Consider the following 21,533-nt stretch of genomic DNA (forward strand, 5'->3'; position numbering starts at 1 on the left):
GTTAGCCCCCCAAGCCGAGATACTTTTTCAAGCCGATCTTCCATATGATATTCGATATAATCAGCATGATAACAATCCAGAAGCCCTGTATCAGTAGGCCGTCCACGATTTCATTTATCGTCAGTTTTCCGTTAATGACATTCGCCGGAAAATATATCGTAAATTTGAACGGAAGATAGCTTAAAATCGCATTCATCGTTTTACCGAATACTTCAATTGGAAACACGCCACCGCTCAATATGATGACAAATAATCCAGTCATTTCAAAAAAATAAGAGATTTCAGCCAGCCAGAACGCGATTGCCGCTATCGTATAAGAGATGAGAAAGTTCAAAAGCAACGACATGACCATTGCCGATACGAAGCAAACCAGGTTCATAAAATGGATGCTGATCCCATATAGAAATGAAAAATAATAAAGAATGGAGAACAAAATAGCAATCATCACGCTGAAAAAAAACATTTTGTTTCCTAGCATTGTAAACAGCTTGAGGCCAAAATAATTAGCGGGCTGTATCAAATGCTTGTTCAGAGAGCCATTCTTAATGTCGGATGCGATTACATGGTCCATATTGGTTGATACGATCCTCGTTACAATTGCTGCCATGATCGTGTACAGAATCATCTCCCCGTAAGAATAACCGAAAAATTCGCCCGTTTCCGAGCGTCCGTAGACAGCCTTCCAAATGTAATATTGAATCATAATAGGAAAAAATGCGCTAATCAGTGAGAACAAAAAATCCAGCCTATACTCTAACGAAGCTTGTACACCCAGCTTGAACACACGCGTATACTTCATGTAAAAACTCATATCGGCAGCTTCCTGTCGTAGAGAGAAACAATAACTTCCTCGATGGGCATCTCCTCAATCGTTATGTCCTCGATGGGAAGAAGATCGAGAAGCTCTCTTGATAACGAATTAATTTGCTCCTTGGGAATTTCCAGCGTCGCCTGATAACCATCCGATTGGCGCACCTTCCCAAATATCCCGAGTCTGTCCGCATCGACAAAATCAGCAAATTTCAGCTTGACGATCTTGGACACTGCAGAAACGTCATTCACCTGATTCAGGTTGCCGTCAAATACCATGTTGCCGTCGTTAATAATAAGTGTCCTCTGGCATAAATCCTGAATATCTTTCATGTAATGGCTCGTTAAAATAATCGTCGTGTTGTGATGCTCGTTATAATATGAGAGAAACTCCCTCACTCTCTTCTGAGTAATGATATCGAGACCGATAGTCGGCTCGTCCAGAAACAACAGCTCCGGCTTATGGATAAGCGCTGCAATTAGCTCCATTTTCATTCGCTCGCCCAATGACAAGCGCCTGACCTGGACGTTTAGCACATGCTTAACGTCCAGGAGCTCAACCAGTTCATCCAATGTGCGGCGATAGACTTGTTCCTCAATCTGGTAAATATAGCGGTTCAGAAGAATGGATTCAGCAGCCGGCAAATCCGCCCATAGCTGGCTCTTCTGACCCATGACGATTGCAAAGCGCTTCTTGAATTCCTTCTTTCTCTCGTACGGCTTGTAGCCCAGTACGGAAATATTCCCACCTGTTGGATGCAGAATACCCGAGAGCATTTTCAACGTCGTCGTTTTACCCGCCCCGTTCGGTCCAAGAAATGCAACAATTTCTCCTGTTTCAATTGAGAAGGAGATATCCTTCACCGCATGCTTGGTCAACGTTTTTCTGTAAAATAAGTTTTTGAGAGATTGCATAACCCCTACCTCTTTAGTGTAATAGGTAAAACTTTTTGCCAGATTCTCAACTCTGATTGCTTCCAAATGCTATCACCCTGCTCTATAGTTGTGTTATTAATATTATCTTCCGTAATGATAAAGTAGGCCGCAGCGTGAACAAACCGGCATTAACCCGCAGGATAACAGTTCACGGTGCTTTCCGTAATTCTCGCCATGCCACACATCCTTGACATTCACCTCGCTAATATTCCCTACGGCTAGCTCCGGGAAAAACTTGCAAGGCGTAACACTGCCGCTCGGAAGCACATCCATGCGTGTCGATATGGCTAGGCATTGCTTGCGGTTCATCCCCGTCCTCTGGATGCCTCTTACGAAATCTCCAATCTCATCTTGCTCCAGAGCCGGCATAAAGCGGATTCGATTTTTCCAAGTATGTTCGGATATGCGCAAGACCTCCTCTTTAAGAGGCTCGATGTTTTCCGGCGAAATGTGATAGGTGAACGAATGCCAACTGCAGTGCTCCATCTGCACTGGCTCAAGCCAATTGAACTCCTTTACATACAACTCATCCATCTCTTTAGCCGATTCCGACGAAATATACCATGGATATACAAAGTAAACGGAGTCAACACCCATTTCCTCGAAATGCTTCATGAAGGAAAACAGCTTCGTAACCATTGCGTCGTTCATCGTAAGACTGATCGATACTTTTCCCTTGAAGATGCCTTGTTTCTGCAACTCTAATAGACGCTCGACCGCTTGGATAACTTTCTGGTAGGTTCCCTTGCCGCGAATTGCATCGTTCTCCGCTTCGAATCCTTCCAGACTGACAAGGATCACGAGCCCTTCACCTATCTTGAGAAGAGAATCCAGATGATGTTCTAGCAATATAGCGTTCGTACAGATCGTAACTGTCCGCTGATCCTTCTCAAGTAAATCTGCAAGCAAAGGAAACTTGCTGTAATAAAGCGGCTCGCCTCCCCACAAGTACAGCTTCGATTTCTTCTCCCGAGTGAACTCCAGTAACTTCTCGATCAAGGGAATATCGATCTCCCTCTTCTGGTCCTCCTTCGCCATCGCCCAATGAAAGCCATCCTCGTTCCATTCATAGCAATGCTTGCAGCGCAGATTGCATCCATTATTCAGTTTAATCCCGATATCCTCTGGAACTTCCATCGCATAGCGGCTGTCCGCTTCCCTAGCCCGGCTGGCTCGTGACATGTTCATAATAGTCCGCTTCAGGTCATTAAACACACGTTCATCAAAGGTTTTATTCGTTTTGGGCTGCATCATATTCCCCTCCATAATCAATGAGTTGATTGCTTGCCTGCACGAGGTTCTCATGCAGAGGTTCCAGCACATCCATGGCAAAATGTTCAGCTTTCCAATCCTCGTACCAAATACCGTAGCCTTGCTTAATCCAGAGTCTTGCGTTGCTCGCCTCATGCTTGCCGAACGGCTCCAGAAACACCATTGGAGTAGCAGCAGCCAATGACTCCATAAGTGAATAACCGCCCGGCTTGCTGATGATCGCGGCTGATTTGCGTATCACTCCAAAGAGCAGTGGATATTGCTCACAATTGTGGTAGCAAGGCGCTTGACCCGGCTCCACGCGGGCAAGCGGCGGAAATTGCATACGACCGCGCTCATCTCTCACCCAAGGACTCCACGCAGGATCATTTCTGTAGTAATGAAATTCTTCTTGCTCAATGAGGTCTTCGTCATAATAAGCGAGAACATTCAGCCGTTTACCCGACTGGATTAACTCCTGAGCTGCTGATCTGTAGGTTCCGATCCCCCAGCCTCCCCCGTGTACCAAATACCGCTCCTCTCGTTGACTGAACGGTATCGGCGGCTCTTCGGAAATCGCTATACGGTGGGTCATTCCGCTATTTTCGTTGCCGTAGAACCATATATGCCTATAAGGATCGGCACGATTCCCATACACCAAATAAGAAGGGGAATAGTCTGCATCCAGATGCAGAAATTGAACCCCCAGTGGCCTCGCTCCCAAGCGAAGCTGATACTGCTCGATAATCGGCAACCAAAAGCCCGTCGCAGCTATAAAGCTACTCCGCTTCTCTTGCTCCCACATATCCAACAACCTGTTGACCTTCGCAGGATCAAAGCTTCCCGCACTGTCACGGGCTAGCTCCGCTCCTTTTTTGGCTACGCCAAAGCTGTCATGGAAAGCCTTTTTGTATGTAGCCAACTTGTGCTGAAGAACATCGAAATACAAATCCTCAAGAACGCATACATCCACCGGTATACCTCTGCCATTTAGCTGGCGGCTCAATTGGATAACCGGTACGTATACGCCGAGCGAATTGCCTGAACCAAGCAAAGTTACCGTCCCCTGAGTACCGTTAGCTATACCATTTCCCTCCTTTATGCTCAAAGAGTAGTCTCATCAGCTCCAAATAGCGATCTCTCTCAGCTGCATTATCTGCAACAATCGTCATATAGAGCTTTCCTTTGCAATAACCAGCATTAGTCGAAACGACCTGATCGGATGAGTACGCATTGGCAAGCAGGGTTGCCGAAGAAAGTGGCAAAATGCCGTTCCCAGTGCGGTTCGGGTACAACAGATCACTCCCCTCCAAGTCCATTATCCAGCTTTCATAATCAAACCTGTCGCGGAAGCCGACTGAGCGGAACGTTAAAAACCCCTTCTTCCCCTTCCCCTCAAGCACGTTATCCAGGTGATGATTAATGAAGCCCATCGATTGCCGTGCATTGATTTCAACGATAGGAACAATCTTCCCATCCCGCAGAGACATTGAATCGATGCATACCGGACCGAAATAACCGTCCCGGTAGAGACTGCCGGCTACCTGCATAACGACATCGAAGTACCCCGCCCGCTCCAGCGTCGCTATGTCCTTTTCCTCCATTGACATCGAGCCGACATAGGCAAACTGCCTGTTCAAAATTTTCTGCATGCTGACGAGGTGGAACGTACCGCTAGGCGTAATTTCAAACTGACAGGAAAAATCGCTCGCTACATCCATATATGGCTCGAGAATGAAAGCCGCGCTGAAACCTGCCTCTTCCTGCTTGCGAATGTAAGCGACTAACCGTTCAAGAGCTTGCTCTGTTTGAATGAGCATATTGCCATTTCCCGAAACGCCATAAGGGTCCTTTACAAGCAATGATTCACATTCCTTCAGCATTTCCCCACCAGCAGCCCTCAGCTCATTCCAGGAATAAACCGGCTTACCTTGGCTTTTCCCAAGCAGCATTTCGGTTAAGAGCGTCGAATAGAGCTTTGAATTGACCCGTTTAACTGTTTCATAGGATGGAAGCTCGGAATGGTATCCGTAACGGGCAACGACCTTATGGACGGAGGGAACAATAGAGAAAGGAGATAATTGACCGTAGCCCGCAAATTCCTCTTTGTGTTCACAATCGCTTGCTATGGCTTCAAACACATTGTTTTCTGCGTCCTCCCTCTTCAAAGTGAAGTGCTTGAAGGAGAAGCCGATCCGAGCTAAGTAAGCCTTATGTGCTTCCTCCATTGCATATCGGGTCACGAGAGCGTCGCCACTTCCACATAGAGGAAACAAGAGCTCATCCATCGCCAGAATGATTTTCTCCCTTCCCCTGTCGCGAAGAGCGGGCAAGCGCGCCGATTGACTGTCTCTCCAATACGATTCCGAGTCGAATGTTCCAGCAACAAGCGCTCTAGCCAACCTTTTTCTCCATACCTTTAAGAAATTCCATGAAATTCTCGATGGAGAGCAGGTAGCTGTAATCGAGGTCCTCATAGACGATTTCCACGTTAAAACGATCCTCAACCTCAAGAATGAAATTGATCATCTGCAACGAATCAAGGCCAATATCATTTATCAGATCACTTGATGGAGTCAGAGTTTCTTTTATGGATTCATCCTCTTTAATCTTGCTCACAATTTCTTTGATCATTTCAAACATAACTAATCATCCTCTCACTTAAATTTTCTTATTTAAAGGAAATATAGTGTATAATTAGAAAAAAAGAGGTGAATTGTATAAAAAAATATCATTTATTTATTTCCGCTCATTTGGATGATGCCATTCTATCTTGTGGTGATTATATAGACTGGCTGATACAGAGAGGCACCAAAGTTACAGTGGCTACCGTCTTCACTGGTATGGGAACGGAATTATCCATGCTGGCTAGAATTATTCACAAAAAGTTCGGACTGGGCTTAAACACGATGGATGTGCGCCGTCTTGAGGATATGCAAGCTGCGAATATGCTTGGCACAAATGTGTTGCATTTGGGCCAGTTGGAAAGCATATATCGAAAAAACAAAGATGGAAGCCCCATTTACAACAAGCTGCAGGATCTCTTCATAACAGAAGGGGGAGAAGAAGCCGAGGTGATGGAAGAAATCGTAACCGCAATGATGAATCAAATTAATTTCAGAAACTATGACCGTATCTATTTACCGCTTGGCATCGGCAGGCATATCGACCACTTCCTGGTTCGGGAAGCGGCCGAGCAATGCATGGTTAGATCTGCACCCTTGACGAATAGCCGATTGTACTACTACGAAGACCTGCCTTACTTGTGCTATAACCAGGACAAGCAGTGGAAATCTGAACTAGCAAGCGGGCTATCTCCCATTTCAATCATGCTGTCCAGAACCAACCTTAGAGCTAAAATAAACGCGAGCTTGCAATATAACTCCCAGTTAAGTCTGCTTTGGACATCCAGATACAGCATGCTTAAGCAAATGGTCGGTCATGCTAAATCTATTCATTCAGTTGGACAGTCTGTGCAAGTTGACTCTGGCGCATATGTTTTTAGAGTATACTCCACTAGTAATGAAAAATCCGTCTCGCTTAGCAGTCCTGTCATGTAAGCTGTTCGGAAGTCTCTTTTTCGATTACGTCAGCTAGAATCGCTACCGTATATTCGATATTGTCGACGTTCCCAAGCAACTCATCCGGCAAGGAAATCCCGTATTGGACCTCAAGCTGCACAATTAACTCGACGATCTGCACGGAATCGAGCATTAGCCATACATCTCGCAGCGGAGTGTCTGCTAGGATGGACACTTCGTTCGCAGTATCAGTCACTTTGTGCTGTATTATCTCAATCACCTGCCCTACGACGCTTAACATGCTCATACTTATGACAACTCCTCTCCGAAATCGATAGAACTTGATAGTGGGAGCATCCTATTCTTATCATCGCTGTTGCAGCTTAGATAACAACAGCTCGATAAACTCCCTTTCGTTCTTAATCATTTGTCTTAATTTTGAGATCATTTTGTCGATGATGCGTGAGTCTTGCGTAATCTCATATTTAATCAGCAGATTACGGCATACCAATGCCGTATTCTCCACCTCACGACATCGCTCTACGAGGCCGGAATCAGGCTCAAGATAACCTCGGCGTTCCAGAAAGACGATGCGGCGCAGCATTAACGTCTTATGGTCGCAGATGACGTGAAACGGCCTAACATCAGGCAACTGCTCGTTGACGCGAATCTTCCCTAAATCCTCGATCAACTTCTCGTATACCTCAAGACCGGATACGAACGGCTGAGTGTGGTACGTCAACTCTCGGCTTTTCTCAAAGCAGTTTTGCCCGCTCAAGAAGCCCTCCAACTGCTCTATCACATTCGCTAGACGAAAATCATAGTTGGCTCGCGCATCGAAGCTGAGTAAGGACACGCCTCCCTTACCTGAATACAGCCAATCATGCTCGCGTTGTATGGAGTAATAAGCCTTCTCTAGTTCAACGAATGGCACTTTCGCAAATGAATATTTGCCTGTAAAAGTGAAATCGGCCACATAAAAAACTTTTTTTCTCAGATCGTATCCATAAATAAACAAATCATGCGGAACACCGTGTTCAGGCAAAAAGTAAGCTTGATCAAACAAGCCGTAAATATAATGGTCCCGATCTATGGCATCAATGAAGAACGAGCAAATATCCTCATTAATATAATGCACCGTTTCCCTCTTCAAATGCTGATGGAACAGCCACGGGCAAAACTCGAAGGTGGGCGTGCGATAGAAATCCACATACGAGCTGCCCGGGTTTGAGGTTAGCTGAAGCTGAATGAAATGACTCATCATCCAGGGCTCCGTTTCAGGATAATTGTCAAGCACAGCAAATGTATTCGCTTGCCATTGCCATGAAGTAATCGTCGGATACCGCATCGGTAATATTTTTTCAATCACTTTCACTCTAGCCTCGTTGATATACATCACATCCCAGCTATTATTGAGCTTCATTTATCACATCTTGGCTCTGGATTAACTTAATAGATAAATGTCCAATGAGTGTAGAATAGCGTTATGATCCTCGGAGACGATCCCTAAGCCCATGGCGTCAGAATCAGGAAAAATCAAATTCGTAAATACAGCTTCTCCATCACTTGCGAAAACCTCCAAGGAAGAACCGTCCACATAGATGCGAAGTTCTACTCTATTTGGTGATGTTGTTGTCAACTTAATCGGATTTCCGCCGGAAAAATCTTTGTGAAAATCCGTCTTGCCAGATCGCGTTCGATCCACAAACAGCTCAGTGAGGTCAGGTCTATAACCCACAACGGTCTCCTGCTCAGCCGAGGTGCGTAATCTGAGACTAAATGATTCATTTGTTTGGATATCACAGACTAGCTCATAACTGTCTAGGGCCAGTTCCGCCAATCGAGCATTCGCATCCGCCAATGTACTATCCTTTAGTGATAAAAGCGGCTTCCTTAAGGTCGAAAATTCCCGTACAGGCCGTTGGATGAGCTTGATTTCACCATTTCTGCTCTCAAGCGTAAGCTCGCGTGGTGTCGTCATTGCTCCTCTCCAACCTTCTGTCGGCGTTAGGCCTGCATATTTCCAATTGCTCATCCACCCGATAAAGATACGCCGCCCATCCTCGGAAGGAATATCCGACCAGGTGACACCAGCATAATTGTCCCTTCCAGAATCCAGCCAGCGCACCCGCTTCGAATCTTCGTCATGTACAAACGTACGTCCGTCAAACTCCCCAGTAAAATACTGCGTTCTTGAGCCTTCCATAAATTCCGGCTCGCTACCGATGCTTACAATCATAACCCATTTTGTTCTGGAAGAATCTCCATCAACAGAGAGCTGAAATAAATCCGGGCACTCCCACACTCCATCATGCGATCCGATGTTTTGGCCGAATTCGCTTGCAAATTCCCAATCTTTTAAATTCGGCGATGTATAGATGCATACAGTCTGCCCGCAGGCCAGTATCATGACCCACTTCAATGTCTCTTCATGCCATATAACCTTGGGATCCCGGAAGTCTATGAATCTGTCATCTGAAAGTACAGGATTACCCTCATATTTGACCCACGTTCTTCCAGAATCCGCACTATAGGCAAGACTTTGGCGCTGCAGAGCATGCTCCGTTCCCGGTTCATGATAATGATGCGTGAAGATGGCTACCAGTCCCGGTTTACCGTCAAAAAAGCCCGTAGTATCCTTCCAGTCAACCACAGCGCTGCCCGAGAAAATAACCCCAAGCTCATCTGGCTTTAACGCAACCTGTTGTTCTTCCCACCTAACCAGATCGGAACTGATTGCATGTCCCCAGTGCATTGGCCCGTTAAATGTACCATAGGGGTGATGTTGAAAGAATAAATGATACTCGCCGTTAAAAAACACCATTCCATTAGGATCATTTAACCAATTCTCCCGAGGCGTGAAATGATAAGATGGCCGAAAATGTTGTTCAGAAATGACATTCAATTTTCATTGCTCCTTTATCCGGTTATTAGATTTACAAAATGATTGCCTGAATGTTCCATATTGTGCATTAGCATTCATTTGCTCAATAATTTATCAAATTAATCCAGAAAAGTCAACTGATAAATGTAAATGTATATTTGTCATTTGAAAACTTATAATTGTCATTATTGTTGTTTTATTGCACAAAGCACGGATGTGAAAACGTATACTTAAAAATTTCATTCTAATATTTCAGTAATTAGCATAGAAATTTAAAATTATCATATTACATTTGTAAAATTATTTTTAACATTTTTAGCCTTTTCACTAAGTATAATTATTTACATCATTTCCAACGACCATTCCACCAGCAAGCCAAATATCATATCCCTATTGACACCGCATCCCCGGAGTTTACATGCCAAACTGTTAGCTCTTGCATTAAGCTCAGCATAGGTTAAACTCTCGTTCCCAGAGGTAATCGCAACTGCATCCGGAATTCTTTGGCTTGTTCCTCGAATAATTGTTGAAGGGTCTCTTGCTGTGGGAATTCAGCCAAAGTCTCATTGAATGTAATCAAATGTAACTGCTTCTCGTCCTCGGACATCATTTCGATCGTTCTAAGAGGCACCACCAAGGCTATTACACCCATGCCACTTCTGGTTCCTAAGGCGCTCCCCTTCTTGTCTTTCAGTCCTTACCAACCGGGCGAAATCTTGCGAATAAGCGAGTATTCGCGAGAAAAACATATCGTACCAAGGGAGCTTAATGAAGCATCGTCAGTCTAATATATTATTTTCTGAGTCATTTAGTTTCATAGTTTTCTGCAATCAAAGGCAAAACATGTAATGAAACTCTTCTGCCCTGGGGGGAGAGGAATTGAATAATATAAATATTGCAAGAACATATTAAGGTGATTGAGACTTATTGGAATTAATATGCCTGTGCTTAATGCATAATCGGAGAGATTATCCGTGGAAATTCGCAATGAAGATAATATTGCATCCTGCTTTGATAAAACACAATTATTTGAATGGAAAACAGCAAAGGCAACGGTATCTCTCCGTTGCCTTCATTATAAAAACTCATTTAAGATACAGTTTGTGCTATCTGTGCTTGTGCGGAAACAAGCGAAGGATACACCCGTCCCAAAGATATTAGCTCGTCATGTGTGCCTTGTTCCACAATCCGTCCGTTGTCCATAACAAAGATTATATCCGCGTTGCGAACCGTTGAGAGTCGATGCGCAATAATAATCGTCGTTTTCCCTTGGCGAAGCTGATCCAGCCTTGCCTGCAGCAGACGCTCCGTCTCCAGATCAAGAGATGAGGTCGCTTCATCGAGAATCAGGATTTCAGGATCATCCAGTATCGCACGGGCAAGAGCCAGACGTTGCTTCTGACCGCCTGACAATTGCACTCCGCGTTCCCCCACCTCTTCCTCGAAGCGGTGCGGCAACATGTCAATATCGTCGTACAGCTGCACAACACGGCATGCCTCCTCCAAATCAGAAGGCAGAAACACATCTTTTCCGAATGTCAGATTCATTTTTACCGTATCCGACATCATATAGGGATCCTGAAACACAATACGAACACGCTTGCTCCATTCCTCTCTTTTCACCTCCTTCAACGACTGTCCATTGACGAGTATCGCTCCCGAATCAGGTTCATAGAATCGTACAAGCAATTGCGCGATGGTGGATTTACCGCCGCCGCTAGCGCCAACAAACGCAATTTTCTTCCCTGCTGTAAAATTAAAATTCAACTGCTGTAGAATTTGATGGCCATTGGACTCATAGGCGAAATCCACCTGATCGAAGCGAATGGTCTCTACCGGTTTTTCAAACGAAGCCGTGCCAGGATCCACCTGTTGCTCATTCATCAGTAGTTCCATTCGGTCGATATTAGCCAGCATGCCAGATACGCCCATAACATAACGGAACAACCTGTCGAAAGCCTCCATCAGTTGATTGGTAAACTGGAACAAGATAACGAAAGCACCTAATGACAAATGGTTCTCGAACAGCTGATAGCCCCCGATGCCAAGTAGCGCCAAGGTAATTGTCCAGCCTAACGGGTCAACAAATAGGATCTGTTTATTCTGTTGCTTCGTTTCCCGGATCACAGAGTCAAAATATTTCTTAAATAAAGTCTGATATAAGACCGCCTCCCACGAGGTGCGATGATAGGCGATGATCTCACGTGTCGCAGCTACACTCTCCTCCAAATGAACCATCATGTGGGTCCTATTGTCCTCCACCTCACGACGAACAGCCTTAATGCGTTTGCCAAAGTACTGAATCCCGACTATGTAGATCGAACTAAAAACGAGGATACAGACTAGAAGCATCGGACTGTACCAACCGATAATCCCCATTAGGAGTAGAATCTCAAGCGCCCGCTGAACACCGATTGGCGTCTGATACCCGATCATACTTCCTCCCTGGTGGAGATCCATCGTAATGTACTGCACATAACGTGCGGACCTTTCATTCTGTATGAGCGACATCGGCACGCGGAAGAACCGGCGGAGCATACGTTGCAGTAATATATCATCCATTCTGTACTCATTATAAACGTATCTATAAGGTGCGATCGTAAGAAATGCAGCATTAATTATGATAGCTAATGCAAATAAAGGAAGGTATACCACTAACAGATGGTACTTCCCATTCATAAAAACATCATCGATAATAAATTTCTGCAAATAGGTCATGGCGAGGCCTGAATTCGTTTCTATCAGCATGAAAAGCAGAGCGAGAACAAAACCGCCGCGAATCGAAGCGATATGTTCCCATATCCATCTAATATACTTCAAGTGAATCACCTCCAACGAGTATTGAAGCGGTTCCACCGTCATGTTTAAAGCATCTTTCCCCTTCTACAAGACTATAAAACAGCCCTCGTTGTTCCATAAGTTCCTGATAGCTACCCTGCTCAGCTACCACTCCACCGTCCAGGACAACAATACGATCGTAATCGATAATGGTACTTAATCGATGCGCAACCGCAATTGTAGTGCGACCCACAAACAAATTGCGGAGTGCTGTACTAACTACATGTTCGCTAACATTATCAAGCGCCGAGGTTGCTTCATCCAACAGAATGATCTTAGGATTTTTGATCAGCATGCGGGCGATAGCAATGCGCTGCTTCTGTCCTCCGGACAGCTTCACGCCTCGTTCGCCTACAATCGTATTGTAGCCTTCAGACAATTCGGATATAAAAGCATGAATATTCGCGGCGATAGCCGCAGCTTCCACTTGCTCGTCTGTTGCGTCAGGATTGCCGAAACGGATATTGTCCCTCACAGAGCTGCCGAACAAATAAGTGTCCTGAAATACGTATCCAATCGCACCACGCAGCACGTCGAATGAAAGATCGGACAACGGCACTCCATCGAGCAGAATCAGTCCTTCTGTCGGATCATAGAAACGGTTAATCAGCTTCAGCAGCGTAGACTTGCCGTTGCCGCTCGTCCCCACTATCGCAACGCGTTCGCCTTCACGTATATGAAGTGTCACTCCTTTCAACACAGTGTCTCGACCTGAATAAGCAAAATGGACATTGTGGAACGACAAGGCCCCTGCTATCTCATCCACCTTCACCGGATCTAATGGACCCTCCAAAAGCGGCTTTTTCCGAACCATATCATGCAGCAAGGACACTTCCAGCAGCATCATGTTCTGATCAATATAGACCGAGATCAAAAACGATAATCGAAACATAAACATGTTGGATACAAGTAGAAAAGTAATAAATTTGCCAACCGACATATTGCCCTGCTCGATCAAATAATACCCTAGAACAAAAACCGCCATCGTGCCAATCTTAAACAACAGGCTTCGAAGGCTCCATCGAACATGCGCATAATAAACCCAGGAAAGCGTCGTCTTCGTGAGGGCGCGAAAAAAATTACTGTTTCTCCCAATATCCCATTCTTCGGCGCCGAATGCGCGGTATTCTTTCGCCCCAGACACTGATTCATACATCTTTTTCTCAAACGCTGTCCGATCTTCCGCCATACGACGAGACAGCTCACCCAATTTCCGGTCTAGCTGTGGTCCAAACAAGTAGTAGATTAAGAAGCAAGGGATTATCATTGCCGACAACAGAGGGGATTGAAACAACATTATGCACGCTGCTACTATGACGAACACAGTCTGTTGAACAATCAGTGGAAAGAACTCGCGAAAGATCCTTTCTGCCGATCGAACCCTTTGATTCAGCAGTGACAGCGTTTGACCAGTAGGGTTCTGCTCATAATAGGCAAACCCAAGCTTGCGAAGATGCTTCAGCGCATTAAACTGCAAGTCGCGCGCAGCACTGACACTGACTTTGTTTTGCAACGTATTGCGAATGAGGTTGCATAGCAGGATGACAACGAACGCAGCAGCCAATGTGCCAATAAGTTGGAAAAAAGCCATCTTTTTATTGTACGGAATAATATCATCTATCAATTTTTGGATTAACAATGGCGTTACCAATTCGCCGCAGGATACAACGACTGCGCAGCAAATGACAAGCAACATTTTCATTCGATAGGGCTTAAGGTAGCCAATGACCCACCGATATGTTCTCCAATTACTTGTTGCATGTTTGGTTTGATTTTTCAAAAAGAACAACTCCCCAATATAAGACCCTATCTTCCGTTATCTCCAAGATGTCTTTAAAGGGCAAACTTGTAATGACTTCATTGAAAAGAAAAGATACCTCCTTTTAAGCCTTAGCTGAAGATACCTATCCCATCCCGTTATTTGAAAATGCAAATTTCACTTCATTGTTCCGATAAATAAAGCCGAAGCATGGTCAGCTTATCGCGACACATGCTCCGGCATTATAAATAACTCTTATTTTGTTGCGCGGTCATAGCCTGCTTGTTTGATTTTCAACCATTCTTGCATACCTATGCGGTCAAGCTCTTTAATAAAGGCATCCCACTCATTATCGACATTCTTACCCAGTATCCATTCTGTGCGTTTTTTCAGAATGTAGGGCCACAAGTCCGCTTCGATTTGTGCCAATCTTTCAGATTCTTCAATGGAGTAGAACACTCTTGGATAGATATTATTTGCCTTCATATCAGGCACATAAACTTTCTTTAAGATATCCAAACGGTATGCTGCATCATCCGGAACAGTAGTCACGTTTCCATAGTAAGAGTCAAGAATTGCAAGCGGTCCACCAACACTTGTCTTAGCTCTAAGCTCACCAGGAGCAACACCGTTCAAAGGCAAGTGCTTCAACATTTTCGCAGATTCATCGAATTCAAAGATGTTTGGCTGTGTTTCATCACCATATGTTCCCCAGTTGTTTTGGACAGATTGAGTTGGATCGTAAAGAGCGTCGATCCACTTAATCGTACTCTCAACATCGTTGTTTTCAGCAGTGATAACAAATCTTGCCCGGTCAAACCCCATACCGTTTGTTCTCGCTACATTCTTCCAACCATTTGGACCTTCCAGAGCAGGCATTGGCTCGTAAGCACTGTCCATACCTGAAACATTCGCTTTATCCCATGTAAAGTACAGGCCATATCTATCTTCTTTTCCTTTTGCGATAAATTTGTTCCAATCTTGTGTAATAAATTCTTTGTCAATCAAACCTTCTTTATGCAGATCTTGGAAATACTTCATTCCTTCTTTGTAGCCTGGCGCCAACGCAGAATTATTAACTTTTCCATTATCGTCTACAAGCGTAAGATCCCAGTTAAAGCCAGCGCCGAAAGAGCCAAGCAAGAAGCTCAAGTCTTCGTTGCCGCCGTCATCGTTAACAAAGGACAATGGAATTTCATCTGCTTTGCCGTTACCGTTAGGATCTTGCGTTTTGAATGCGATCAGAACGTTCTTCAGATCTTCCGTTGTTTTTGGCATTTCAAGGCCAAGTTTCTCCAACCAAGCTGTATTAATCCAAGGAATATTATTGACAGAATGAATGCTGTCTTTGCCTTCACCAAGCTCTTCAATCCAAGGGAAAGAATAAATATGTCCATCTGGAGCTGTAATCATGCCTTTGTATTGTGGCGCTTGCTCCAGAACCTTCTTGAAGTTAGGCATTTGATCGATATAATCTTCAACCGGGATAATCGTACCATCCTTCGCATACTTCAATAATTCAAAGTCAGTTAATCCCGAGTTAAAAATTGCATCAGGCAACTCCCCAGTAGCAAGTGCCAAGTTTCTCTTATCATTGAAAACATCCTCCGGGTTCGCAATCCAATCAATGTGAACACCTGTTTTTTCTTCCAATCGCTTAAAGATCAGCTTATCATTAGGATTTTGGGGTGCAAGCGGATGGTTCGGAACCATGAATGACAAGGTTACCTTTTCAGTACTGCCTTCCCCTGCGTTTTTCGGCTGATTGTTACTGCCACTGTTACTGCCGCTGTTATTGCCACAAGCGGTAAGAGCCATGATTGCTGCCAAGGAAATAATGGATACTGTTTTCTTTACGTGTTTCAAAATTAAACCCCCCTTTTTTAGTTGAAAAACATATCAAACTATATATGTCAGGCTGCACCCTATTTAAGGGAACCCACCATGGCACCTTTTTCAAAATACTTTTGGACATAAGGATAAATTATTAACAATGGAAGACTGGATATAACAATTGATGAGTATTTCATTAGCTCTGACAAGCGAGACAGTTCTGCTTGTTCTTGAATATCGGAAACCACATTCGGGTCTACCTTATTTAAGATAAGGATCCTTCTTAGTACCATTTGAAGCGGATACTTGTCTTGATCCTGCAAATAAATCATCGCTTGGAAGAAGTCATTCCAATGGCCCACAAAATTGTATAACGCTAATACGAAAATAATCGGCTTGGACAGTGGAACAATCACTTTGAGAAGAATTTGAAACTCAGATGCTCCATCGATCTTGGCCGCTTCTTTCAATTCTTTTGGCAAAGTATTAAAGAAAGTCCTTGCCAAAAAGACATAATATCCACTTACAGCGGAAGGAAGCGCTAGTGCCCACACCGTGTCCAAAAGCCCCAAATTTTTCACCACTAAATAGGTTGGAATTAATCCACCACCGAAGAACATGGTAATAAGAATTAACGTACTAAAAAACTTCCCGCCTACTAAATCACGATGCGATAATGTATAACCCGCTAAAACAGTTACCGATACAGCTGATATCGTGAATGCCAGTGAATAATATATCGAATTTCCAAATCCTCGGATAATGGATGGATCTGACAATATGAGGTTATACCCTTGTAAGCTATAATCCTTCAAATCAAATGAAAAACCTTTATTCAGCAGAGCTGTCGGTTCCATAAATGATCCCACAACTATATAAATCAAGGGCACAACGATTACCAATACCGCGAAAATTAATAATGCACTATTGATTCCCAGAATCAAACGATCTGCTTTAGTTGGTTTTATATAGTTCATCACAGACACCTTCCCTAAATAAGGCCTTCTCCATCATTCGCTTTCTTCACGAAGAAGTTCACCAGTAATAATATAGTAATATTGATAACCGTATTGAAAAGTTCAACAGCTGCAGAGAATGAATAGTTCGCCTGTTGGAAACCAATTCTGTATACATAAGTGGAAATTACATCTGAAGTCTCCATATTCATGGGATTCTGCATCAATAACGCTTTATCTCCAGCACCAGCCATTATGCCCCCTGCCGCCAGGACAAGCATTAATGCAATAACAGGCTTAATCGTAGGTATGTCAATATTCCTAATTCTTTGCATCAGACTAGCTCCATCAATTGTTGCAGCATTATGAAGCTCTGGATCCACACCCGCTAATGCAGCCATGTAGATGATCGAAGCCCAACCAGCAGTTTGCCAAATACCTGAGAGAATAAAGATCGATCGGAAGTAACTCGGATCAGACATAAACTGAATCGGCTGACCAGTGATCACTTCAATAATTTTATTAACTGGCCCGGTTGGCGATAACAAGACGAATACCATACCAACCATGACAACAACCGATATGAAATTCGGTGCATATAAGAATAGTTGTATTCTCTTTTTGGAAGAGGCTTTACGCATTTGATTCAACATCAATGCCAATAATATTGGAACAGGGAAGCCTAACAAGAGTCCATATAAATTAAGTTTCAACGTATTCTGTAATAATAGATCGAAATTCGGCCCGCTCATAAACCTTTCAAAATGATGAAACCCGACCCAATCACTTCCCCATACCCCTTTTCGGAAGCTGTAGTCCTTGAACGCGATTAGAATACCGTACATCGGTACGTATTTAAAAACAATAACCGATATAAGCGCAGGAGCGATTATCAAGTATAGCCAAAAATGCGTCTTTACATAATTAAGCTTCTGCATGAGGGCACCAGATCTAGGTGCACTCTTTCTTTCTACTTTTTCTACTGTCTGCAAGGTTTTCCCCCTCCTAATTTCTTAAGAAATTTACATATGCACACATTCTCTGTTTATTCGGACATATTATCACCCTAAAAGAAAGTGCTTACACGTTTCATTATGCACAACTCACAATTACATTTTATTAATACCAGCCATAATTGTCAATACATTTTTTTTCGTAATTTGTTCATTTGAACATTTAATTGTTTCTAAATAAGGTGAAAAGAGTTATTTTAAACTATTTTAAAGTCATTTATTTTGATATACGGCTCTCTTCTACTGGTGAACAACATTTTTTCTGAAAACACAATTTGTTCAAATGCACAAATTTGTATATAAATTTTCAAATTATATTATCAATACCTGTTTATTTTTGTCTATTTTATAATTCATATCATTTCGTTTGACCTACACATTTCTAGCAAGATCATCGAGCTCGCGCTACAATATACACACAACTATCCACTTAATTTATTTATTTATAACCATCTTGTTGAAATTTCCGTAGGGTATACATCTAGATCGAACTCTCCATGAAATGTTTAAAAGAATAACTCTGAAACACACAGCCAAAAGAGCACTCATTAGAGTTCAGCATTCTTGAAATAGAAAAGCTTATTGCGGAGTTCAAATGGCTTTAACAGAGGTTTGATCACAAGGAGCCCTTCCATACGCATTCGTTTACGCCAATGATTTTATCGCTATTAACGTTTTGAACATTCTAAAGAATAGAAATCAATTTCCTGAGGATGTGTAGCTTCGATGATTTGCCTGGATCTCAGATTGTCGAGTCCCATTTATCTAACGTTCATTTCTTTTATGATGAAATGGGCATCCAGGCTGCTGAAAATACTGCAGTCGAGAATTCACGGCCTCATACGCCTCATAAAGTGAGGCATGTGAAAAAACACTTAATACTAGAAACACAAAAGGCGAACGTTCTTAAATAAGGAGTCGCCATTCATGTCTACTATAAGAAAAGCCGAGGAATCAGGTTTGTTCACTGATTCGCACGGCTTTTATATTGTCTATGTCACTGATGGTGATCCAGCGTTTCGCATATCTGACTAATATCTCAGCAGATTATGCTATTTCATGATTCGCCTTGTCAGTCCCTCTCTACTTTAGTTCTAAAGCTGCCAGACCAAGCGCAAGGGAACCGCATAAGCCGGCATTGTCTCCAAGTCCCGGTAATACGATGTATTCGTTAATTCCTGTTAACAGCTGCTCCGCACTTACGTAACCATTTAAATTTTTGCTCACCTCGGCACGAATCATAGGAAGCAACTGTTTCTGATGCATGACGCCTCCGCCTAAAATGACCCGTTTCGGCGAGAGCATCAGTATCGCTGTCGTGACCGCTTGGCCGAGATAATAGGCCTCAATATCCCAAGCAGAATGATTCTCCCCAAGTTCACTGCCCTTCATACCCCAACGCTTTTCAATTGCAGGACCTGATGCCATACCTTCAAGGCAGTCACCATGAAAAGGACAGTTTCCCTCAAATCGGTCCTCGGGGTGACGTCTAGGCAATATATGTCCGCCTTCCGGGTGTACCAAGCCGTGAACGAGCTTCCCCTCAGCATATACGCCTACTCCGATTCCCGTACCGATCGTGAAATAAACGCAACTATCAAGTCCCTTGGCAGCGCCCCAGACTGCTTCACCGTAGGCAGCTGCATTAACATCCGTATCCCACCCAAAAGGTACATCAAATTCACGTTTAAGCGTATTCAGGAAAGGGAAGCCTGACCAGCCTGGCTTCGGCGTCGTCGTCACATTCCCGAAAGTTGCACTTTTACGGTTAATATCGATCGGTCCGAACGTCCCGATGCCGATCGCTTCCGGGTTCTTTTCTCTAAAGTAAGAGATAACTTGCTCCAACACTTGCTCTGGGTACTCAGTCGGAAAGCTAATCCGATCCTCAATTTCTCCATACTCATTGCCTATTCCACATACAAACTTCGTGCCGCCTGCTTCAATTGCTCCGATTCGCATTTGTTAGTTCGTCTCCTCTGTCTCATCTTTAAGTAATCGTTTACGTAATAAGAATAAAAACGCACTGTCGTATAGCATTGCCTCTCTTCCACATCAGAGAAAATCTTCGTCTCGATTATAGAATCTTGTATTAATTCTAGTCAAGCTTCAATGTTCTCTCTCATCATCCTATTTAAACCGAGACGCGATCGAAATAGCTGATGGCGCCAGCACAATAACTGGATCTGATTTCACTTAATAGCAAGGGCATGTTAAAACTAAATGTTGATTATCTTATAAAGAAAAACCGCCATCATGAGCGGTAAATTGGTTCAGTTTACATGTATCATTATCACAATGAATTACATTACCCTTCTGCTCTATCACAGCGCTTGAATTTTATCCAACAATTTGTTTATTTCACGCTTGTTTATCGGATGATAAGTTAATAGATTGCCATCTAAAAGTACATTGAAAACACCATATGCAGAAGTTGCATATTGTGCATCTTGGGAGCTTTCTAAAAACCCGAAACCCTTCACCAGTTATATTTATGTTCAATATTATTTCATCTAAATGAAGTGAATTGCCCATTGCACAATAGTTCAACTGTAAGCCATCGTTCGAAGCGTACATTATTCTAAGTTGTGTTTTCGTACTCCTTGCTGTCGAGGTAACGAATCTACACATCCGGTAGTATTCTTTTTCTCACCTTAACCTTATTGAAAAGTATCTTCCCATATAACGATAAGTTGCCCCTACTATGGTTTAATCTAAGCTTTGCCTGACTGTCAACACAGCGTCTAAACGATGCTTTTGACTACTTGCGGTCGAATTATCCTGTCTCATTAGAATAACCTCTGCCGCTTTCGCCCCAATCTCAAAAGCCGGCTGATTAATTACATTAAGCGAAGGAGAAGTAATGCGGATCCAAATAAATTCATCGTAGGCAATGACCGCCAACCGCTGGGGTATGCTAATATTATGTTCTTGTAGGTATAACATGGCACCCATTGCCATTGAGTTATCCGTGATGAACACGGCAGTAGGATTGTGTTTTATTAAAGAGTCCATTAACCTGTACCCACCGTCAAACGATACCTCCCCTATGCCGATAAGGTTCGTATCGACTGCTAGTCCCGCATCCAATATCGCTTCTATATAGCCTTCATATCGCTCTTCCGTAGTCGTAAGATACTGAACAGGTCCCGTTAGCAAAGCAATTCGTTTATATCCCTTGTCCAGAAGCGTTTTCACCGCTTCATTTGATATTTTTTTATTTTCGATAACGACACAGTCCCTTTTGCTGTTATCTGGCGTCCTATCCAAGTAAACGACGGGATATTCCCCGAATAATGACTCGTAATCAAATTTTCTATTTGTTGGTGCCATAATGAGACCATCAATCATTTGGGAGCCAAGTACTCTTATTTTTGCCGCTTCAACATCTGGATCCTCATGCGAGTCGCTCAGCACAAGGTGGTAGTTATTTTGCTTAAGAACGCTCTTAATGCCCTCAGCAACCTTCATAAAGAAATAATTGGATGTCTCCGACGCAAGAATCGGCGCCACAAAAGCAATGACACGAGACTTCCTGCTTCTTAAAGATCTTGCGACAGCATTCATTCGATAATTCAGTTCATTCATGGCTTGCCGAACTTTAGCTTTCGTTATCTCCGACACAAATCTTGTATCGTTGATGACATGGGATACCGTAGATGACGAGACATTAGCGCGCCTCGCTACATCTTTGATACTAGTTATCTTGCTTGGAATCATAATCTCACCTAT

General features: G+C 43.4%; 18 protein-coding genes. 1 reads left to right on the plus strand and 17 read right to left on the minus strand.

The window, feature by feature from the left end; genetic code table 11:
* Nucleotide 1: 1 nt before the first annotated feature.
* Genes ACN6MW_RS07505 through ACN6MW_RS07530 form a run of 6 tightly spaced genes read right to left on the minus strand, consistent with a single transcriptional unit; the run spans nucleotide 2 to nucleotide 5,640 of the window.
* Nucleotides 2–811, minus strand: coding sequence for an ABC transporter permease (locus tag ACN6MW_RS07505; protein ID WP_419874907.1), 810 nt, complete (start codon nucleotides 809–811; stop codon nucleotides 2–4).
* The gene (locus tag ACN6MW_RS07510; protein ID WP_419874908.1) at nucleotides 808–1,791 is read right to left on the minus strand and encodes an ABC transporter ATP-binding protein; all 984 of its coding nucleotides are present in this window, start codon (nucleotides 1,789–1,791) and stop codon (nucleotides 808–810) included. The genes ACN6MW_RS07505 and ACN6MW_RS07510 overlap by 4 nt, the downstream gene beginning before the upstream one ends.
* 36 nt (nucleotides 1,792–1,827) lie before the next feature.
* Nucleotides 1,828–3,000: a radical SAM protein gene (locus ACN6MW_RS07515; RefSeq protein WP_419874909.1), complete on the minus strand. Its 1,173-nt coding sequence runs from the start codon at nucleotides 2,998–3,000 to the stop codon at nucleotides 1,828–1,830.
* Entirely contained in the window at nucleotides 2,978–4,105 is a 1,128-nt protein-coding gene (locus ACN6MW_RS07520; protein WP_419874910.1) for a hypothetical protein, read from the minus strand. The genes ACN6MW_RS07515 and ACN6MW_RS07520 overlap by 23 nt, the downstream gene beginning before the upstream one ends.
* Entirely contained in the window at nucleotides 4,074–5,399 is a 1,326-nt protein-coding gene (locus tag ACN6MW_RS07525; RefSeq protein ID WP_419874911.1) for a hypothetical protein, read from the minus strand. The genes ACN6MW_RS07520 and ACN6MW_RS07525 overlap by 32 nt, the downstream gene beginning before the upstream one ends.
* Nucleotides 5,392–5,640, minus strand: coding sequence for an acyl carrier protein (locus ACN6MW_RS07530; RefSeq protein ID WP_419874912.1), 249 nt, complete (start codon nucleotides 5,638–5,640; stop codon nucleotides 5,392–5,394). Before ACN6MW_RS07530 ends, ACN6MW_RS07525 begins: the two co-directional genes overlap by 8 nt.
* 68 nt (nucleotides 5,641–5,708) lie before the next feature.
* On the opposite strand from ACN6MW_RS07530, the gene ACN6MW_RS07535 reads away from it, so the two are divergent.
* Nucleotides 5,709–6,557 (plus strand): PIG-L deacetylase family protein, encoded by an 849-nt coding sequence (locus ACN6MW_RS07535; RefSeq protein ID WP_419874913.1) that lies wholly within the window; start codon nucleotides 5,709–5,711, stop codon nucleotides 6,555–6,557.
* On the opposite strand, the gene ACN6MW_RS07540 is transcribed toward ACN6MW_RS07535, so the two are convergent.
* The 11 genes from ACN6MW_RS07540 to ACN6MW_RS07590 form a co-directional block, all read right to left on the minus strand.
* Nucleotides 6,550–6,825: an acyl carrier protein gene (locus tag ACN6MW_RS07540; RefSeq protein ID WP_419874914.1), complete on the minus strand. Its 276-nt coding sequence runs from the start codon at nucleotides 6,823–6,825 to the stop codon at nucleotides 6,550–6,552. The genes ACN6MW_RS07535 and ACN6MW_RS07540 overlap by 8 nt on opposite strands.
* A gap of 60 nt (nucleotides 6,826–6,885) precedes the next feature.
* Nucleotides 6,886–7,941, minus strand: a complete 1,056-nt coding sequence (locus ACN6MW_RS07545) for a hypothetical protein (protein ID WP_419874915.1) — start codon at nucleotides 7,939–7,941, stop codon at nucleotides 6,886–6,888.
* A gap of 21 nt (nucleotides 7,942–7,962) precedes the next feature.
* A complete protein-coding gene (locus tag ACN6MW_RS07550) occupies nucleotides 7,963–9,423 on the minus strand; it encodes a glycoside hydrolase family 32 protein (protein ID WP_419874916.1) in 1,461 nt (486 codons plus the stop codon).
* Between the two features lie 320 nt (nucleotides 9,424–9,743).
* On the minus strand, nucleotides 9,744–9,953 hold the full coding sequence (locus ACN6MW_RS07555) for an AMP-binding protein (protein ID WP_419876292.1): 210 nt from the start codon (nucleotides 9,951–9,953) through the stop codon (nucleotides 9,744–9,746).
* A gap of 538 nt (nucleotides 9,954–10,491) precedes the next feature.
* On the minus strand, nucleotides 10,492–12,222 hold the full coding sequence (locus ACN6MW_RS07560; RefSeq protein ID WP_419874917.1) for an ABC transporter ATP-binding protein: 1,731 nt from the start codon (nucleotides 12,220–12,222) through the stop codon (nucleotides 10,492–10,494).
* A complete protein-coding gene (locus tag ACN6MW_RS07565) occupies nucleotides 12,209–14,020 on the minus strand; it encodes an ABC transporter ATP-binding protein (protein WP_419874918.1) in 1,812 nt (603 codons plus the stop codon). The genes ACN6MW_RS07560 and ACN6MW_RS07565 overlap by 14 nt, the downstream gene beginning before the upstream one ends.
* 234 nt (nucleotides 14,021–14,254) lie before the next feature.
* A complete protein-coding gene (locus tag ACN6MW_RS07570) occupies nucleotides 14,255–15,817 on the minus strand; it encodes an ABC transporter substrate-binding protein (protein ID WP_419876293.1) in 1,563 nt (520 codons plus the stop codon).
* A 107-nt stretch (nucleotides 15,818–15,924) separates the two neighbouring features.
* Nucleotides 15,925–16,809: a carbohydrate ABC transporter permease gene (locus ACN6MW_RS07575; RefSeq protein WP_419874919.1), complete on the minus strand. Its 885-nt coding sequence runs from the start codon at nucleotides 16,807–16,809 to the stop codon at nucleotides 15,925–15,927.
* Between the two features lie 14 nt (nucleotides 16,810–16,823).
* Nucleotides 16,824–17,726 carry an ABC transporter permease gene (locus ACN6MW_RS07580; RefSeq protein WP_419876294.1) on the minus strand — a complete coding sequence of 301 codons (903 nt, stop codon included), beginning with the start codon at nucleotides 17,724–17,726 and terminating at the stop codon, nucleotides 16,824–16,826.
* Between the two features lie 1,158 nt (nucleotides 17,727–18,884).
* On the minus strand, nucleotides 18,885–19,763 hold the full coding sequence (locus ACN6MW_RS07585) for an ROK family protein (protein WP_419874920.1): 879 nt from the start codon (nucleotides 19,761–19,763) through the stop codon (nucleotides 18,885–18,887).
* Between the two features lie 747 nt (nucleotides 19,764–20,510).
* The gene (locus ACN6MW_RS07590; RefSeq protein ID WP_419874921.1) at nucleotides 20,511–21,521 is read right to left on the minus strand and encodes a LacI family DNA-binding transcriptional regulator; all 1,011 of its coding nucleotides are present in this window, start codon (nucleotides 21,519–21,521) and stop codon (nucleotides 20,511–20,513) included.
* Between the last annotated feature and the right edge of the window lie 12 nt (nucleotides 21,522–21,533).

The organism is Pristimantibacillus sp. PTI5, from assembly GCF_048572955.1.
Lineage (GTDB): Bacteria > Bacillota > Bacilli > Paenibacillales > Paenibacillaceae > Pristimantibacillus.

What these genes read in the sequence shown, in the direction of transcription:
- ACN6MW_RS07505 (WP_419874907.1), bottom strand. Translation starts at nt 811, where the DNA reads ATGAGTTTTTACATGAAGTATACGCGTGTGTTCAAGCTGGGTGTACAA.
- ACN6MW_RS07515 (WP_419874909.1), bottom strand. Translation starts at nt 3,000, where the DNA reads ATGATGCAGCCCAAAACGAATAAAACCTTTGATGAACGTGTGTTTAAT.
- ACN6MW_RS07530 (WP_419874912.1), bottom strand. Translation starts at nt 5,640, where the DNA reads ATGTTTGAAATGATCAAAGAAATTGTGAGCAAGATTAAAGAGGATGAA.
- ACN6MW_RS07540 (WP_419874914.1), bottom strand. Translation starts at nt 6,825, where the DNA reads ATGAGCATGTTAAGCGTCGTAGGGCAGGTGATTGAGATAATACAGCAC.
- ACN6MW_RS07545 (WP_419874915.1), bottom strand. Translation starts at nt 7,941, where the DNA reads ATGAAGCTCAATAATAGCTGGGATGTGATGTATATCAACGAGGCTAGA.
- ACN6MW_RS07570 (WP_419876293.1), bottom strand. Translation starts at nt 15,817, where the DNA reads ATGGCTCTTACCGCTTGTGGCAATAACAGCGGCAGTAACAGTGGCAGT.
- ACN6MW_RS07575 (WP_419874919.1), bottom strand. Translation starts at nt 16,809, where the DNA reads ATGAACTATATAAAACCAACTAAAGCAGATCGTTTGATTCTGGGAATC.
- ACN6MW_RS07580 (WP_419876294.1), bottom strand. Translation starts at nt 17,726, where the DNA reads ATGCAGAAGCTTAATTATGTAAAGACGCATTTTTGGCTATACTTGATA.
- ACN6MW_RS07585 (WP_419874920.1), bottom strand. Translation starts at nt 19,763, where the DNA reads ATGCGAATCGGAGCAATTGAAGCAGGCGGCACGAAGTTTGTATGTGGA.
- ACN6MW_RS07590 (WP_419874921.1), bottom strand. Translation starts at nt 21,521, where the DNA reads ATGATTCCAAGCAAGATAACTAGTATCAAAGATGTAGCGAGGCGCGCT.